Raw genomic sequence first — 16,470 nt, forward strand, 5'->3', positions numbered from 1 at the left:
CGGCCGTCACAGGATGGACCCCGGCGTGTAGCCCGCCGCCTCGGGGTGCCGCTTCACGATCTCGTCGACCCGGCCGACGACCGTCGCGATCTGGTCCTCCGCCGCGCCCGTGAAGGACAGCTTGTCCGCCATCAGCGCGTCCAGCTCGGCCCGGTCCAGCGGCATGCGCTCGTCGGCCGCCAGCAGGTCCAGCAGCTCGTTGCGCTCGGCCCCCCGCTCGCGCATGGCCAGCGCCGAGGCGACGGCGTGCTCCTTGATGACCTCGTGCGCGGCCTCGCGGCCCACCCCGGCGCGTACGGCGCCCATCAGCACCTTCGTCGTCGCCAGGAACGGCAGATAGCGGTCCAGCTCACGCGCCACCACCGCGGGGAACGCGCCGAACTCGTCCAGCACCGTCAGGAACGTCTCCAGCAGCCCGTCGAGCGCGAAGAACGCGTCGGGCAGCGCCACCCGGCGGACCACCGAGCAGGAGACGTCGCCCTCGTTCCACTGGTCGCCCGCCAGCTCGCCGGTCATCGACGCGTAGCCGCGCAGGATCACCATGAGGCCGTTGACCCGCTCGCAGGAGCGCGTGTTCATCTTGTGCGGCATCGCGGACGAGCCGACCTGACCGGGCTTGAAGCCCTCGGTCACCAGCTCGTGCCCGGCCATCAGCCGGACCGTCTTCGCGACCGACGACGGCGCCGCCGCCAGCTGCACCAGCGCGGTCACCACGTCGTAGTCGAGCGAGCGCGGATAGACCTGGCCCACCGAGGTGAACGCCTGCGCGAAGCCGAGATGGCCCGCGATCCGCCGCTCCAGCTCGGCCAGCTTCGCGGTGTCCCCGCCCAGCAGGTCCAGCATGTCCTGCGCGGTGCCCACCGGGCCCTTGATGCCGCGCAGCGGGTAGCGCCCGAGGAGATCCTCCAGCCGCCCGTACGCCACGAGCAGCTCGTCGGCCGCCGTCGCGAACCGCTTGCCGAGCGTGGTGGCCTGCGCGGCGACATTGTGCGACCGGCCGGCCATGACCAGCTCGCCGTACTCGCCGGACAGCTTTCCGAGCCGCGCCAGCACCGCCACCGTACGGTCGCGCATCAGCTCCAGCGAGAGCCGGATCTGGAGCTGCTCGACGTTCTCCGTGAGATCCCGCGAGGTCATGCCCTTGTGGACCTGCTCATGGCCGGCGAGGGCGTTGAACTCCTCGATGCGCGCCTTCACATCGTGCCGGGTGACCTTCTCGCGCTCGGCGATCGACGCCAGATCGACCTGGTCGAGCACGCGCTCGTAGTCGGCGAGGGCGGCCTCGGGCACCTCGATGCCCAGGTCCCGCTGCGCCCGCAGCACGGCGAGCCACAGCTGACGCTCCAGCTTCACCTTCTGCTCGGGGGACCACAGCACGGCCAGCTCCGCCGAGGCATAGCGGCCGGCAAGGACATTGGGGATACGAGGCTTGGCAGTCACGTGGGGTGATTCTACTGGCGGTTCGCGCAGGTCGGCGCCCCGGTCCTGTTCGTAGGTTGCTACGAGGGCCCCGAGGCACGGTCCTGGGCGGCCGTCCCGTGCCCGGTGGACGGCCCGCCCTGAGCGGACGGCCCGTCCTGATCCGGCGCGATGTCCCCGTACGGCAGCAGGTCGGGGCGCTTCGCCGCGCGGCCGTCCCCCGAGGAGCGCCCGGTGAGGCGGCGCATCACCCACGGCCCGAGGTGCTGCCGGGTGAACCGCGCGTCGCTCGTCCGCCGCGCGAGCCACCGCGCGGGGTCGGCGGGCGGCAGTGGGGCCCGCCAGTCGTCCGCCGCGTCCAGCCCCAGCGTCTGCCAGACCGCCTCGGCCACCCGGCGGTGGCCCTCCGCCGTCAGATGCAGCCGGTCCACGTCCCACATCCGCTGCTCGCCGAGGACCGGCGCCCCGTACAGATCCACCACCAGCGCGCCGTGCGCCGCCGCCAGCTCGTCGACCACGGTGAACAGCTCCTCCATACGCGGCCGCAGGCGCTCCACCACCGGACCGTTCCGCGCCGGGCTGCGCATCAGTACGAGCTGCCCGCACGCCGGGGCGAGCCGCTCCACGGCCTCCGTGAGCAGCGCGCGCACCCGGCCCATGTCGACCTTGGGCCGCAGCGTGTCGTTGAGCCCGCCGACCAGCGTCACCACGTCCGGCGCCATCGCCGCCGCGAGGTCCACCTGCTCCTCGACGATCTGGCCGATGAGCTTGCCGCGCACGGCCAGATTGGCGTACCGGAAGCCGGGGGTACGGGCGGCGAGCCGCGCCGCGAGCAGATCGGCCCAGCCCCGGTAGGAGCCGTCGGGCAGATGGTCGGACATGCCCTCGGTGAAGGAGTCACCCAGGGCGACGAAACTCGTGTATTCAGCATGCGTCTCCATGGCGCGGTCGATCGTACCGGTCGGTATGCGACCGGCCTCCGGGAGGTCCCACCGCGCCCGCGAGGCGACCGGACCTACGCGTGCCGGCCCACCAGCTCCCGCAGCACGTCCTCCATCGTGACCAGCCCAGCCAGCCGCCCGTCGTCGTCCAGCACCGCCGCCAGATGCGTACGGCTGCGGCGCATCGCGGTCAGTACGTCGTCCAGCGGCGTCGCCGCCCGCACCCGCGCGATCGCCCGCATCCCGGACACCGGGAACGGCTCGTCGCGCGGCGCCGCGTCCAGCGCGTCCTTGACATGCAGATAGCCCAGGATCCGGCGCGAGGGGTCCACCACCGGGAAGCGCGAGAAGCCGGTCTCGGCGGCCAGGTTCTCCAGCGCCTCCGGGGTCACCCCCAGCCGCGCGGTCACCACCCGCTCCAGCGGCAGCACCACATCGCGCACCGGACGGTGTCCCAGCTCCAGCGCGTCGTGCAGCCGCGCGGCCGCACGGTCGTCCAGCAGCCCCGCGTGGCCCGCGTCCGTGACCATCCGGGCCAGCTCGTCGTCGGAGGACGTCGCCGACACCTCGTCCCTGGTCTCCACCCGCAGCAGCTTCAGCAGGCCGTTCGCGAAGGCGTTGACCGTGAAGATCACCGGGCGCAGCGCGCGGGCCAGCCCCACCAGCGGCGGCCCGAGCAGCAGCGCGGCGCGCACCGGACCGGCCAGCGCGACGTTCTTCGGGACCATCTCGCCCAGCAGCATGTGCAGATACGTGGCCACGGCCAGCGCGATCACGAACGAGAGCGGGTGCACCAGACCGTCCGGCATCCCGACCGCAGCGAAGACGGGCTCCAGCAGATGGGCGATCGCGGGCTCGGCCACGATCCCCAGCACCAGCGTGCACAGCGTGATGCCCAGCTGCGCCGCCGCCAGCAGCGCCGACACATGCTCCAGCCCCCACAGAACACCGCGCGCCCGCCGGTCGCCGGCCTCCGCCTCGGGCTCGATCTGGCTGCGGCGCACGGAGATCAGCGCGAACTCGGACGCGACGAAGAAGGCGTTGACGACCAGCGTCAGCAGCCCGGCGAACAGCTGGAGTGCGGTGATCACCGGGCCTCCCCGGAGCCGTCGGTACGGAAGCGGCGGGCCCCGCCGGAGCCACGGGGCCCGCCGGAGCCACGGGGCCCGCGCGAGCCACCCGGGCCGCCGTCGCCGTCGTCTCTGTCTTCGTCGCCGCCGCCCGGTGGGAGCGGCGCGCGCAGCAGCAGCCGCGCCGCCCGCCGGCCCGTGGCGTCCACGACCTCAAGACCCCAGCCGTCCAGCGCCAGGCGGTCGCCCTCGACGGGCAGCCTGCCCAGCTCCGTGGCGACGAGCCCGGCGAGCGTCTCGTACGGCCCCTCCGGCATCCGCAGCCCCATCGTCCGCAGCTGATCGGCGCGCGCGGCGCCGTCCGCCGACCACAGGGCCCGGCCCTCCGCGTCCTCGCCGACCGGCGCCAGATCGGAGGTCTCGTGCGGATCGTGCTCGTCCCGTACCTCGCCGACGACCTCCTCGACGATGTCCTCCAGCGTCACCACCCCGGCCGTACCGCCGTACTCGTCGATCACGACGGCCATCCTGGACCGGCCCGACAGCCGGTCCAGCAGGGTGTCCACCGTCAGCGACGCGGGCACCAGCAGCGGTTCGCGCAGCAGCCCGGACACCGGGTGCCGGGGGCGCCGCTCCGCGGGCACCGCCAGGACGTCCTTGATGTGCACGACGCCCACGACCGAGTCCAGATTCCCCCGGTGGACGGGGAAGCGGGAGAGGCCCGAGGCGCGCGTGGCGTTGGCGACGTCCTCCGCCGTGGCCCGGATGTCGAGGGCCATCACCCGGACCCGAGGGGTCATCACGTTCTCCGCCGTCAGCGCGGACAGGCTCAGCGTCCGTACGAACAGCTCGGCGGTGTCCGCCTCCAGCGCGCCCTCCCGCGCGGAGTGCCGGGCCAGCGCGGCCAGCTCCTGCGGGCCGCGCGCCGAGGCCAGCTCCTCGGTGGGTTCGAGACCGAAGCCGCGCACGATGCGGTTGGCCGTGTTGTTGAGATGGCTGATGAACGGCCGGAAGGCGGCGGTGAAGTACCGCTGCGGGGTGGCCACCACCTTGGCGACGGCCAGCGGCGAGGAGATCGCCCAGTTCTTCGGGACCAGCTCGCCCACGACCATCAGCACGACCGTCGACAGGGCCGTACCGATGACCAGCGCCACCGAGGACGCCACCGACGGCGAGAGCCCCACCGCCTCGACCGGGCCCCGGATCAGCTTGGCGACGGACGGCTCCGCGAGCATGCCGACGACCAGATTGGTGACGGTGATCCCGAGCTGGGCGCCGGAGAGCTGGAAGGTCAGGCTCCGTACGGCCTTCAGCGCCCCCGCCGCGCCCCGCTCGCCCCGCTCGGCCGCCCGCTCCAGCTCCCCGCGCTCGACCGTGGTCAGGGAGAACTCCGCCGCGACGAAGGCCCCGCAGGCGAGCGCCAGCAACACCGCCACCAGCAGCAGAAGCACCTCGGTCATCGGTTCACCTCCGTCCCATGGTCCGTCACCGGGACGAGGAGCGCGCGATGTCGGGCGCGCGTCGTGCGGATGCGTCGGGGAAGCGCGCCCATCGGCGGAGACCCACCTCGTTCGGTCGGCGGTGGCGGACCCTCCACCGTAACCGCCCGCGCCCCGCGCCCCGGGCGGCCCGCTACGGAGCGCCGCGGACGGGGTTCAGCCGACGGCGAGCGGCTTGACCCAGCGCGTCCACTGCGGCTGCGGGCCGTACCCGGCCGCCCGCCACGCGTGCTGCCCGAGCTCGTTGCGGTTCAGCACCATGGCGTCGCCGCGCCGCCCACCCAGCCGGACGAACCGCTCCTCGGCCGCCGCGAGCAGCGCGCCGCCGATGCCGAGCCGCCGGTGGTCCGGGTGGACGGCCAGCCGGTAGGTGGAGCACCGCCAGCCGTCGAAACCGGCTATCACGGTTCCCGTGAGAAGACCGTCACGTTCCGCGAGGAGCAGGGCTTCGGGGTCGGTGGAGATGAGCCGGGCCACCCCGTCGTGGTCGTCGCTGATGCTCGTTCCCTCCGCGGCCTCGCGCCAGAACCGCAGCACGGCTTCGATGTCGGGGAGGCCGGCGGGACGGATGTGGATATCACTCATCCGGCGAGCCAAGCAGATCACCCCCGCGCTCGGCGAGCGATTTCCGCGCGGGGCCGCCGCCCCATCGCTGTCCTGTCGCTGTCCTGACCTCGTCCCGTGCGTCACGTTGTGTAACCCCTCGCTCCCGCGAGGTGCGGTCCGACGCATGAACCGGCCCGTACGGAGGTAGGGATCCCGGCTGATGGGCTGGGTCCGGTGGGGTGACCCGAAGGAGGGGTGGGGCGATGGCGTCGATCATCAGGGGTGCGTGGGCCGGCCGGGGACGGGAATCCGGGTGAGCACGCCGGAGCCGTCCGGTCCGACGGCTGTTCCCGGCCAGGAGGCCGAGCGGTTCGTCGTGGCCTCGGCTGTGCTGACGGGGTTCGACGCCGCCGAGCTGACGGCGACCGGTATGGCCGAGATCTACCGGGAGTTCGTGACCCGGCGGGTGCCACCGCCCCGCTATTCGGAGATGGTGGACAGGCTGGCCGGTGCGACGGCGGACGCGCACACGGCACTGGGCGATGACGAGGCGTTGGGTGAACTCGCGCGGGCCGTCTGTCATCTCTGGTACCTGGGAGTGTGGCCGGGGCTGGTGGGCGATGACGGTGGAGCGGTGCCCCGCCTGGTGTCGGGGCGTGCCTATGCCCGTGGGCTGGTGTGGCGCAGTTTCGGTGGTCACGCGCCCGGCGCCGGGCGGCCCGGCTACGGCACCTGGGCCGATCTCCCGGCTGGTGCGGCGGGGGGCGGGGGCCGTTGACCGGGGGTGAGGACCACGACGTGATCGTGGTCGGCGCGGGTGTCGCCGGATCGCTGGTGGCACGGCAGTTGGGGGACCGCGGCTGGCGCGTCCTGGTCCTGGAGGCGGGCCTGGGCGACGACGGCGGCCCGGGCGGGGCCCCGGCGGTGGACGCGGAACGGTTCCGGTCCGCGCCGGTGAAGGTCCCCAGCGCGGCGATCGCCGCGAATCCCCTGGTGCCGTCGCCCGACGTGCTGGAGCTGGGCGGCCGTACGGGCGGTGGGTACCGGGCCGAGGGGTACTTCGTCCAGAACGGCCGGTTGCCGTACGCGAGCGGCTATCTCCGGGTGAACGGCGGTACGGGCACCGCGTGGACGGGGCTGGCCCCGCGGATGCATCCGGAGGACTTCCACACCGCGGAGTTCGGGTACGGCCGTGACTGGCCGATCGGCTACGAGGAGCTGGAGCCGTACTACCGGGCCGCGGAGCGCGAGTTGGGTGTCGCGGGTGACCCGGTGGAACAGCGGGACCTGGTCGGCCTGCCGCTCGTGGACGGCTACGCCTTCGCGCACCGCCCGTTGCCCGCGAGCCACCTGGACCGGCTGCTGGCCGAGCGCCTCGACGGACGGAAGGTCACGGATCCCTCGTATCCGTGCCCGGTCGAACTGCGGGTCGTCGGGACGCCCCAGGCGCGCAACAGCGCCGCCACCGAGGAGCACGGTGCCGTCTGCGAGGGCAGCGCCAGTTGCATCCCGGTCTGTCCCACGGGGGCGAAGTACACACCGCGACGGACACAGCGACGCTGGGGACCGAGCGTCACCCTCCTCACCCGCGCGGTGGCCGGCCGCCTGCTGGCCGACGCGGCGGGCCGGATCACCGGAGTCGAGTACCAGCGCTACGACGACCCCGCCCGGCCCTCCTCGCTCACCCGGCACGTGGCGCGGGGAGCGACGGTCGTGCTGGCCGCGCACGCCATCGAGAACGCCCGGCTTCTGCTCTCCTCCGGCCTGGCCAACTCCAGTGGCCAGGTGGGCCGGAACCTGATGGACCACCCCGTCCTGCTCACCTGGGGCCTCATGCGGGAGCGGACGGGCCCCTACCGGGGGCCCGGTTCGACGTCCGGTCTGGAGGGATTCCGTTTCGGTCCCGCCCGTGCCGCCCGCGCCCCTTTCCGGGTGGAGATCGGCAACTGGGGCTGGACCTGGGCCGAGGGCCCGCCCGACCGTGACGTCGCCGCCCTCCTGCGCCGGGGGAGTGCGGGCGGCCCGGGCGGGGAGGAGCGGGGACGGGGGCTGTTCGGCGCGGAGTTGCGGCAGGCCGTCGGCGACCGGGTCGGGCGGCAGTTCGCCCTGCAGTTCGAGATGGAACAGAGCGCCGATCCCGCCAACCGCGTGACACTGGACCCCCACCGCCGTGACCCGCTGGGCAACCCGCGCCCCGTGCTGACCTATGACCTCTCCGATCACGTGAAGAAGGGCATCGTCGCGGCCAAGGCGGTCTCCGACGAGATCTTCGCGCTGCTCGGGGCTGAGGACCACAGCCGGTACGAATCGGGGCCGTCCCAGCCGGGGTGGTTCGAGTACGACGGCCGGCCCTACGCCTACCGTGGCGCCGGTCACGGCGCGGGCACGCACATCATGGGCGAGCGCCCCGCCGACTCCGTCGTCGACTCCTGGCAGCGCGCCTGGGACCACCCCAATCTCTACGTGGTGGGCTGCGGCAGCATGCCCTCCCTCGGCACCTCCAACCCGACCCTCACCATGGCCGCGATCACGCTGCGCAGCACCGAGCGGATCCATCGCGATCTGTCCGCGGCACCCGTCACGGTCCGCCCGCCGGACGCCGGGCGCGCTCCCGGCCATGCCACCCCCGAGGAGACAGAGACCCCATGACCGACGACCGCTCCCTGCCGCCCGTCGCCGCCCCGTACCAACTGCCCTTCCACTACGGGGCCCTGCACAACATCGGACTCGACTACCTCGTCGACCCCGCCCCGGTGCGCAAGGCGCTGGCCGAACAGCATCCGGACCTGAGCGCGGCCGAGTTCGACGGCCGCGCCTGCGTCACCCTCAACTACCAGCTGTACTTCGCCCAGTACCCGAACGGCGGCGGCATCACCCAGGAGATCGAGTACAGCATCGTCGCGCACCCCACCGCGGGCGCCGACCGCCTCGCCCGGCTGTCGTACGAGCAGTACGCCCACGGCCACGACCAGACCAAGCTGCTCGGCATCGCCCGGCTCCATGTGCTGTGCGACAACCCGCTGGCCATCGAGGCCGGTACGAAGCTCTACGGAGAGCCGAAGTACCCGGCCTGGTTCGAGACGACGCTTCCCTCCCTCAACGGTCCGGCCGGCGACATCTGGACCGTCGCGTGCAAGAAGGCCGCGCCCGCTCCCTCCGGCGGGGCCGTCGACCGCGAGGACCGGACCCTCTTCTCCTTCTCGGCCGACCTGACCGGGCTGCCCCGCGTCCCCGTCAACAACACGCCCATCACCGGCTACGGCACCGACCCGGCCGGCCGCCCACTGGCCGGTCCCATGAACGTCTACCAGCCCTACCAGTACATCTCGCTGACCGGCGCGGCGGAGCGGGCGCGGCTCACCGTCCACGATCCGGCCTCCGCCGTCGGCGCCGACCTGACCGCCCTCGTCGGCGGCGCCCCCGCCGCCGGGGCGTGGACGTACCAGTCGGCCCCCGTCGCCGCCCACAACCGTCCCTACTACGTTCCGCGCTCCGGCTGACCCGTCACTCGCCGCGCAGCGCCTCGATCACCGGACCGAACTCCTCCAGGAACGGATCGAGTACGGTCAGCGAACTGATGCCGAACCGCTCCCGGCGGGCCCGCAGCTGGTCGGCGATCTCCTCCACGGTGCCGAAGGCGAGCACCGGGAGATCCAGCGCCTGTTCCTCGGTCAGATACGGCGCCATCGCCACCACCTCCTTGCCCGCCGCCGCGCGGTCCTTCGTCACCCGGACATGCTGGAGGAGGAGATTCAGCTCCGCCGGGACCGCGCGCCCCGCCGCGAAGCCCCGGTACGCGGCGACGCGTCGCGCCAGCTCGTCCGCCGTGAGCATCCGGATGCCGCCGTCCCCGGTGGACCGGCCACCGGCGAAGGCGGTGATGTCCGCGTGCTCGGCCGCCAGCCGCAGCACCCGGTCGCCGTTCCCGCCGATCAGCAGCGGGGGCCGGGGCCGCTGTACGGGGCGCGGCAGATGGGCCTCGTCGCCGAGCAGCCGGTCGAGTTCCGCGACCGTACGGACGAGCAGGTCGACCCGTTCCCGGGGCGGGAGGAACTCCAGACCGGCCCGTTCGTGCTCCTCCGCCACGTAGCCGGTGCCGATGCCGACCTCCAGCCGCCCGCCGGTCAGCGCGTCCACGGTCGCGATCTCCCGGGCGAGCAGCGCCGGGTTCCAGAAGGCGGCGTTGAGGACGAAGGTCCCGAGCCGCACCCGCTCGGTCACCTCGGCGGCGGCCATCAGCGCGGGAAACGGCGCGACCATCCCCAGATGGTCCGGCACCTGGATCACGTCGTACCCGAGCTCCTCGGCCCGCCGGCACCGCTCGCGCCAGGCCGGGCCGACGTCGGGCGTCGTCATGTTCACACAGAATCGGAAGGGTCGTGGCACGGACGCTCCTCACTCGCGCGGCAGCCGCCCGGGGCCGGGCTCAGGAACCGTACCCAGCCCACGGCTGGCCACTCACCCGCCGCGCCCCGCCGGCTACCGGCGCACGCCCGCGCCCTCCTGAGCGGTGAACGCGTCCGCGTCCCACTCGCCGGCCAGCGCGGGCGCCAGCCAGCGGCCCGCCCGCGCCCGGAACAGCTCCGGGGCCAGCGAGCCCACGCCCTGCGGCACCGCGCCCACCAGCGGCGCGCCCGCCGCCTCCGGCAGATCCGCCAGATTGCAGCGCGCCGCCAGATCGGGCGCGGCCGGCCAGCCGCCGATCACCACGCCCAGCGGGGTCAGCGCCCGCGCGCGCAGCGCCTCCGCCGTGAGCGCGGTCGCGTTCAGGGTGCCGAGCCCGGCGGGGGCCACCACCAGCACCGGCGCCCCCAGCAGCAGGGCCGCGTCCGCGAGGGTGGCGCCGCTCTCGTCGAACCGTACGAGCAGCCCGCCCGCGCCCTCCACCAGCACCAGATCGTGGTCGGTGGCCAGCTTCTCGGCCGCCTCGGCCACCTCGGCGGGGGTGACCGGCGCGGCCCCGGCCCGTCTGGCCGCCGTCGCGGGCGCCAACGGGTCGGGGAACCGGGCGAGTTCGACGGCCGTCACCGGCCCCGCCAGCCGCGCGGCCTCCGCCGCGTCGCCCGGCTCACCCGGAGCGAGCCCGGTCTGCGCGGGTTTGAGCACGGCGACGCTGCGGCCCCGGGCGAGCGCCGCCGCCGCGACCGCCGCCGTCACGATCGTCTTGCCGATCTCCGTACCGGTCCCGGAGACGATGATCACCGGCATGTCAGCCCTCTCCCGCCGCCGCGACGACCGCGCGGCAGATCCTGGCGACGTCCTCGTCGCTCGTCACGTACGGCGGCATCGTGTACACGAGGTCGCGGAACGGCCGCAGCCAGACGCCCTCCCGCACCGCCGCCCGCGTCGCCGCGGCCATGTCCACGTCGTGGTCCAGCTGGACCACGCCGATCGCGCCCCGCACCCGTACCTCCCGGACGCCGGGGAGCGCCGTCGCCGCCGCGAGCCCGTCGCTCAGCCCGGCGCCGATCCGCTCGACCTCCTTGGCCCAGTCCTGGCCGAGCAGCAGGTCGATCGAGGCGAGGGCGACCGCCGCCGCCAGCGGATTGCCCATGAACGTCGGCCCGTGCGCCAGCACCGGCACCTCGCCGCGCGAGATGCCGTCGGCCACCTCCGACGTGCACAGCGTCGCCGCCATGGTGAGATAGCCGCCGGTCAGCGCCTTGCCCACACACATCACATCGGGGGAGACGCCGCCCTGTTCGGCGGCGAAGAGCGTGCCCGTACGGCCGAACCCGGTCGCGATCTCGTCGAAGATCAGCAGCACTCCGTGCGCGTCGCACGCCTCGCGCAGGACCCGCAGGTACGCGGGGGAGTGGAAGCGCATCCCGCCCGCGCCCTGCACCACCGGCTCCACGATGACGGCGGCGAGTTCGTCGGCGTGCCGGGCGATGAGCGCGCGCAGCCCGCCCGCGTACGTCTCGTCGTACGCGGCGGGCGGGGCGTCCGCGAAGATCTGGCGCGGCAGCGTCCCCGACCACAGCTCGTGCATCCCGCCCTCGGGATCGCACACCGACATCGGGTGCCAGGTGTCGCCGTGGTAGCCGCCGCGCCAGGTCAGCAGCCGCTGTTTGGCGGGGCGGCCGAGCGAGCGCCAGTACTGAAGACACATCTTGACCGCGACCTCGACCGCCACGGAGCCCGAGTCGGCGAGGAAGACATGGCGCAGCGGTTCCGGGGTGATCCCGACCAGCCGGGCGGCGAGCCGCACGGCGGGCTCGTGGGTGAGCCCGCCGAACATCACATGGCTCATCCGGTCGAGCTGGCCGTGCGCCGCCTCGTTGAGCACCGGGTGGTTGTAGCCGTGGACCGCCGACCACCACGAGGCCATGCCGTCGACCAACTCGCGCTGCCCGTAGGCGGGTTCTGCCAGCCGAAGCCGTACCCCGGACGCGGACTCCACGATCAGCGGGTCCGTACGGCCCGGCATGGGGCCGTACGGATGCCAGACGTGGGCCCGGTCCAGGGAGAGCAGTTCGGCGGGGGCCAGGGGCGGTGCCGACCCCGGTGCGCGGCGGGGCAGCTCAGGCATTGGGCGCCAGTTCGGTGCCCGCGCCACGACGGCGTACGGACACCAGACCGGGGCGCGAGGCGAGCACATCGGCGTCGGCGGCGGGAGCCGGCGGCGCGGACTCGGCTTCGGGCACCGGACGGTCGGACCCGACGGCCGGGCCGTCACCGCCGCCGGACGCCGCGTGCGCGCCACCGCAGCCGCACTCCGCCCCCGCCGAGCCGCAGCCCGACGCCGCCGTCTCCGCGTCGCCGCACACCGTCCCGCAGCCACCGGCGCGGTGCTCGGGCAGCGTCGCCGAGCCCGCGCCCTCCACCTCGAAACCCGCGTCCGCGATCATGTCCAGATCTGTCTGGCCCGCCTGGCCCTCACTGGTCAGGTAGTCGCCGAGGAAGATCGAGTTGACCAGATGCAGGGCGAGCGGCTGCATCTGGCGCAGATGCACCTCGCGGCCGCCCGCGAGCCTGACCTCCACGTCCGGGCAGACGAACCGCGTCATCGCCAGGATCCGCAGGCAGCGCTGCGGCGTGAGGTGCCACTCCTTGGCGAGCGGTGTTCCCTCCATCGGGATCAGGAAGTTGACCGGCACCGAGTCGGGGTCCAGCTCGCGCAGCGAGAACACCACGTCGACCAGGTCGGCGTCGCTCTCGCCCATCCCGGCGATCAGCCCCGAGCAGGGCGACAGCCCGCCCTCGCGGGCCTGCCGCACGGTGTCGACCCGGTCCGCGTAGGTGTGGGTGGTGGTGATGTCCCCGTACGTGGCCTCGGAGGTGTTGAGGTTGTGGTTGTACGCGTCGGCGCCCGCCGCGCGCAGCCGCTCCGCCTGGCCGTTCGACAGCAGACCGAGGCAGGCGCACACCTCGACCTCCTCGTTCTGCTCCTTGATCGCCTCGATGGTCCGCGAGACCCGGTCGATGTCCCGGTCCGTCGGACCCCGGCCGCTCGCCACCAGACAGACCCGCTTGGCGCCGCCCGCCACACCGGCCGCCGCGACCTTGGTCGCCTCATCTGGTTTCAGCCACGTGTACTTGAGGATCTCCGCCTTGGAACCGAGCCGCTGCGAGCAGTACGAGCAGTCCTCGGGGCAGAGCCCGGACTTCATGTTGATCAGATAGTTGAGCTTCACCCGCCGCCCGAACCACTGCCGGCGCACCTTCCCGGCCGCGGCCACCACATCGAGCAGCTCGTCGTCGGAGGTCGCCAGCACGGCGAGCGCTTCCTCGCGGGTCGGCAGCTCGCGCCGCAGGCCCTTCTCCACCAGTGTGTTCAGCAGGTCCATGATGCAGATCCTTTCCCACCGGGGACGCCGGGGCAAAGGAGGAATCCCACAACACCCCCGGATCGAGGTGTGTGTATCACCACACCATGTCCTGTTCGGGGCGCGGTTAGAGTCTGTGCGCTGCCTACAAAAGGGCGCTCGCTCACCATAAAGACACCGTGCGGCAGGCACACAGCGCCCGCCCGCCGACCACCGGAGGCCCGGAGCCGTGACGCAGGATCCCTTCGACTGGACCGACGACGAGGCGCGGCGCCGCGAGCGGGCGGGACTGGTCCGTGCGCTCCGGCCGCGCCCGGCCGGCCAGGACCTGCTCGATCTGGCGAGCAACGACTATCTGGGCCTCGCCAGGAACCCGGCCGTGACCGGGGCGGCGGCGGACGCCGCACGCCGCTGGGGCGCGGGGGCCACCGGCTCCCGGCTGGTCACCGGCAGCACCGACCTGCACGCCGAACTGGAACGCGAGCTGGCCGAATTCTGCGGATTCGAGGCCGCGCTCGTCCTCTCCTCCGGATACGCGGCCAACCTCGCCGCCCTCACCGCGCTGACCGCTCGCGACGGACTGCTCGTCTCCGACGCGGGCAACCACGCCTCGATCGTGGACGGCTGCCGGCTCTCGCGCGCCGAGACCGTGGTCGTCCCGCACGCGCGGCCCGACGCCGTCGCCAAGACGCTCGACGCGCACCCCGGCCGGCGGGCGCTGGTGGTCAGCGACGCGGTGTTCTCGGTGGACGGCGACGCGGCGCCGCTGGCGGAGCTGGCCGGGGTCTGCCGGACGGGCGGCGCTGCGCTGCTCGTCGACGACGCGCACGGCCTGGGGGTGCTCGGCGACGGCGGCCGGGGCACGCTCGACGCGGCGGGACTCGCGGGCGCCGCCGGTGTGGTGGCCACGCTCACGCTCTCGAAGTCCCTCGGCAGCCAGGGGGGCGCGGTGCTCGGCCCGGCCCGGGTCATCGACCATCTGGTCAACGCCGCCCGTACGTTCATCTTCGACACCGGACTGGCGCCCGCGGCCGTGGGCGGCGCGCTGGAGAGCCTGCGGCTGCTGCGCCGGGAACCGGCCAGGGCCGGCCGGGCGCGCGAGGTCGCCCGCGAGCTGCACCGGCGGTTCACCGACGCGGGGCTGACCGCCGTACGGCCGGACGCCGCCGTCGTCTCCGTACGGGCACCGTCACCGGAGGCGGCCGTGCGGTGGGCCGCCGACTGCCGTACGGCGGGGCTGGCCGTGGGGTGTTTCCGGCCCCCGTCGGTGCCGGACGGCGTCTCCCGGATCAGGCTGACCGCCCGCGCCGACCTGACGGCGGCCCAGATCGACACGGCGGTCCGTACGGTCGTGGCGGCGGCCCCGCCGCGCCCCTGACCACCCGCACGCACCCGCGGGCTCCGTCAGTGACGCACCGGCTCCCGCTCGCGCAGGGCCGACAGGAAGCAGGCCCACGCCCCGGCCGAGAAGGCCAGCGGCGGCCGGCGCTCCTCCTTGGAGTCACGCACGGCCAGCGCGCCCGGCCCGCTGCGGGCCGACTCCACGCAGTTGTTCGCGCCGGTGCTGTAGCTGCTGCGCCGCCAGGCGGGGCAAGCGTTCATCATGCTCCCTACGCGCTGTCGCGGATCCCGTCGCGGACAACGGCGATGAGATCCAGGGAATCGTCGGTCGAGAGGGCGTGCGCGCACATCGTGCGGAACGCGACGCCGTACGCCTCCAGTTCTTCTTTCCGTTCCAGATAGAGGCTATTCGTGAGGTGGTCGAGAACGACCAAATCCAGATCATTGATGTTCGGAAATGAGAAGATAACGAAAGGCCCGGCGAGTCCGGCATAACCGCCGACCGTGAACGGCAGTACCTGCACCCGTACCTGCGGAAGCAGGGCCAGCTCCGACAGCCGCCGCAGCTGCTCCCGCATCACACCGGGACCGCCCACCTCCCGCCGCAGCACCGCCTCGTCGAGCACGGCGTGCAGCCGCAGCGGTGTCACGGTCCGCAGCACCTCCTGGCGGGCGAGCCGCACCTCCACCAGCGCGTCGACGGCGGCGGCGGGCAGCCCCACCAGCGCGGCGCGGGTCACGGCGCGCGCGTACTCCGGGGTCTGGAGCAGCCCCGGTATCACCGAGGTCTCCAGCGTGCGCGCCCTGCTCGCCTGGGACTCCAGGCTGATGAAGTCCCGGTACCGGGGCGGGATCGCGCTGCCGTACGCCTCCCACCACCCCCGGTCGACCGCGCCCCGTCCCGCCAGCGCGCCGATCAGCGAGCGCAGCTGAGGATCGGTCAGGCCGAGCGCGTCGAGCAGTACGGCCAGATCCTCCCCCTTCACCCGGCTGACGCCCGTCTCGATCCTGCTCACCTTCGACTGGTGCCAGCCGACCAGCCGCGCCGTCTGGCCGCTCGTCAGCCCCGCGCTCCGGCGCAGCCTCTTCAATTCCTCGCCGAGTCTGCGCCGCCGTACCACTGGAATATGCCGCATGGCCGAATCCGCCCTTCGCCCGTCCTCGTCGCGCACCGGTGCCCGCGGCCGTGAAGTTATCTATTCGGGGCCCGAATACGGTCTTCCGTTGCAGAGTTCACCGCATTGAGCGACAGATATATGCAGATCTCTGTGGATCGGCCCTGCGAATGGTGCGATCAGTGGCAGGCTGTCGCGAAGCACAGTCCGAGGCCGTCCGCGCAGTCATCCGCTCTGTGCCGGAGTGCGGTCCGGTGTGGAAAGGGACGGCATCGTCATGGCAGACCACCAGGAAGCATCCATCACCCTGCCGAGCGATCCCGCGTCGGTACCGACGGCGCGAAGATATGTCGCCGACCTCCTGACGGAGTGGGGACTGCCCACCGGGGCGGAGACGGCCGACACGGTACGGCTGATCGTCTCGGAACTGACCACCAACGCCGTGCAGCACACCTTCGGCCAGTCGCCCACGTTCACCGTGGAGATCAGGCTGGAGCGCGAGGAGCGGCTGCGGATCGGCGTCACCGACAGCCACCCGCGCTGGCCGCAGCGGCTGCCGGCGGCCGTGCAGCAGGACAACGGCCGGGGGCTGGTCATCATCCGCTCGCTGGCCGCCGAGTACGGCGGACGGCTCTCCATCACCCCGACCCCGGAGGGCGGCAAGACGGTCTGGATCGTGCTGCCCTGGACGGCCGCGGGGACGGCCGCTGCGGTCCAGGTGCGCGGTGGCTGACCGGCGGGACCGGCCGGCGCCTGGCCGGCCCCGCCAC

Annotated in this window: 16 protein-coding genes; 5 read left to right on the forward strand and 11 right to left on the reverse strand. The window is 73.4% G+C overall.

Features of this window, described 5'->3' with window-relative positions; all coding sequences use genetic code 11:
* Positions 1–6: 6 nt before the first annotated feature.
* The 5 genes from purB to OG627_RS30870 form a co-directional block, all read right to left on the reverse strand.
* A complete protein-coding gene (gene purB, locus OG627_RS30850; RefSeq protein ID WP_329070707.1) occupies positions 7–1,440 on the reverse strand; it encodes an adenylosuccinate lyase in 1,434 nt (477 codons plus the stop codon).
* 59 nt (positions 1,441–1,499) lie between these two features.
* Entirely contained in the window at positions 1,500–2,360 is an 861-nt protein-coding gene (locus OG627_RS30855) for an SGNH/GDSL hydrolase family protein (protein WP_329070709.1), read from the reverse strand.
* A gap of 74 nt (positions 2,361–2,434) precedes the next feature.
* Positions 2,435–3,448 carry a hemolysin family protein gene (locus OG627_RS30860; RefSeq protein WP_329073103.1) on the reverse strand — a complete coding sequence of 338 codons (1,014 nt, stop codon included), beginning with the start codon at positions 3,446–3,448 and terminating at the stop codon, positions 2,435–2,437.
* Complete coding sequence (locus tag OG627_RS30865) at positions 3,448–4,890, reverse strand: hemolysin family protein (RefSeq protein WP_329070711.1); 1,443 nt, start codon at positions 4,888–4,890, stop codon at positions 3,448–3,450. The genes OG627_RS30860 and OG627_RS30865 overlap by 1 nt, the downstream gene beginning before the upstream one ends.
* Before the next feature lie 195 nt (positions 4,891–5,085).
* On the reverse strand, positions 5,086–5,514 hold the full coding sequence (locus OG627_RS30870) for a GNAT family N-acetyltransferase (protein ID WP_329070713.1): 429 nt from the start codon (positions 5,512–5,514) through the stop codon (positions 5,086–5,088).
* Between the two features lie 274 nt (positions 5,515–5,788).
* Between OG627_RS30870 and OG627_RS30875 the strand changes: the two genes are divergently transcribed.
* The 3 genes from OG627_RS30875 to OG627_RS30885 are packed head-to-tail and all read left to right on the forward strand — an operon-like array spanning position 5,789 to position 8,975.
* Positions 5,789–6,253: a hypothetical protein gene (locus OG627_RS30875; protein ID WP_329070715.1), complete on the forward strand. Its 465-nt coding sequence runs from the start codon at positions 5,789–5,791 to the stop codon at positions 6,251–6,253.
* Positions 6,250–8,124, forward strand: coding sequence for a GMC family oxidoreductase (locus OG627_RS30880; RefSeq protein ID WP_329070717.1), 1,875 nt, complete (start codon positions 6,250–6,252; stop codon positions 8,122–8,124). Before OG627_RS30875 ends, OG627_RS30880 begins: the two co-directional genes overlap by 4 nt.
* Positions 8,121–8,975, forward strand: a complete 855-nt coding sequence (locus OG627_RS30885; protein ID WP_329070718.1) for a hypothetical protein — start codon at positions 8,121–8,123, stop codon at positions 8,973–8,975. The genes OG627_RS30880 and OG627_RS30885 overlap by 4 nt, the downstream gene beginning before the upstream one ends.
* Before the next feature lie 4 nt (positions 8,976–8,979).
* Here OG627_RS30885 and OG627_RS30890 read toward each other — a convergent pair whose 3' ends face one another.
* The 4 genes from OG627_RS30890 to bioB form a co-directional block, all read right to left on the reverse strand.
* Positions 8,980–9,861 (reverse strand): TIGR03621 family F420-dependent LLM class oxidoreductase, encoded by an 882-nt coding sequence (locus tag OG627_RS30890; protein ID WP_329070720.1) that lies wholly within the window; start codon positions 9,859–9,861, stop codon positions 8,980–8,982.
* 93 nt (positions 9,862–9,954) lie between these two features.
* Positions 9,955–10,683, reverse strand: coding sequence for a dethiobiotin synthase (bioD, locus tag OG627_RS30895; protein WP_329070722.1), 729 nt, complete (start codon positions 10,681–10,683; stop codon positions 9,955–9,957).
* 1 nt (position 10,684) lies between these two features.
* Entirely contained in the window at positions 10,685–12,007 is a 1,323-nt protein-coding gene (locus OG627_RS30900; protein WP_329070725.1) for an adenosylmethionine--8-amino-7-oxononanoate transaminase, read from the reverse strand.
* Positions 12,000–13,265, reverse strand: coding sequence for a biotin synthase BioB (gene bioB / locus OG627_RS30905; RefSeq protein ID WP_329070726.1), 1,266 nt, complete (start codon positions 13,263–13,265; stop codon positions 12,000–12,002). The genes OG627_RS30900 and bioB overlap by 8 nt, the downstream gene beginning before the upstream one ends.
* Positions 13,266–13,473: 208 nt before the next feature.
* Here bioB and OG627_RS30910 point away from each other — a divergent pair, with 208 nt between their 5' ends.
* Complete coding sequence (locus tag OG627_RS30910) at positions 13,474–14,622, forward strand: 8-amino-7-oxononanoate synthase (RefSeq protein WP_329070728.1); 1,149 nt, start codon at positions 13,474–13,476, stop codon at positions 14,620–14,622.
* Positions 14,623–14,648: 26 nt separating this feature from the next.
* Here OG627_RS30910 and OG627_RS30915 read toward each other — a convergent pair whose 3' ends face one another.
* Together OG627_RS30915 and OG627_RS30920 are read right to left on the reverse strand one after the other, a co-directional pair.
* Complete coding sequence (locus tag OG627_RS30915; protein WP_329070730.1) at positions 14,649–14,849, reverse strand: DUF397 domain-containing protein; 201 nt, start codon at positions 14,847–14,849, stop codon at positions 14,649–14,651.
* A gap of 5 nt (positions 14,850–14,854) precedes the next feature.
* Positions 14,855–15,721: a helix-turn-helix domain-containing protein gene (locus OG627_RS30920; protein ID WP_329070732.1), complete on the reverse strand. Its 867-nt coding sequence runs from the start codon at positions 15,719–15,721 to the stop codon at positions 14,855–14,857.
* A gap of 256 nt (positions 15,722–15,977) precedes the next feature.
* Between OG627_RS30920 and OG627_RS30925 the strand changes: the two genes are divergently transcribed.
* Entirely contained in the window at positions 15,978–16,433 is a 456-nt protein-coding gene (locus OG627_RS30925) for an ATP-binding protein (RefSeq protein WP_329070734.1), read from the forward strand.
* The last annotated feature ends 37 nt before the right edge of the window (positions 16,434–16,470 follow it).

The organism is Streptomyces sp. NBC_01429, from assembly GCF_036231945.1.
Lineage (GTDB): Bacteria > Actinomycetota > Actinomycetes > Streptomycetales > Streptomycetaceae > Streptomyces.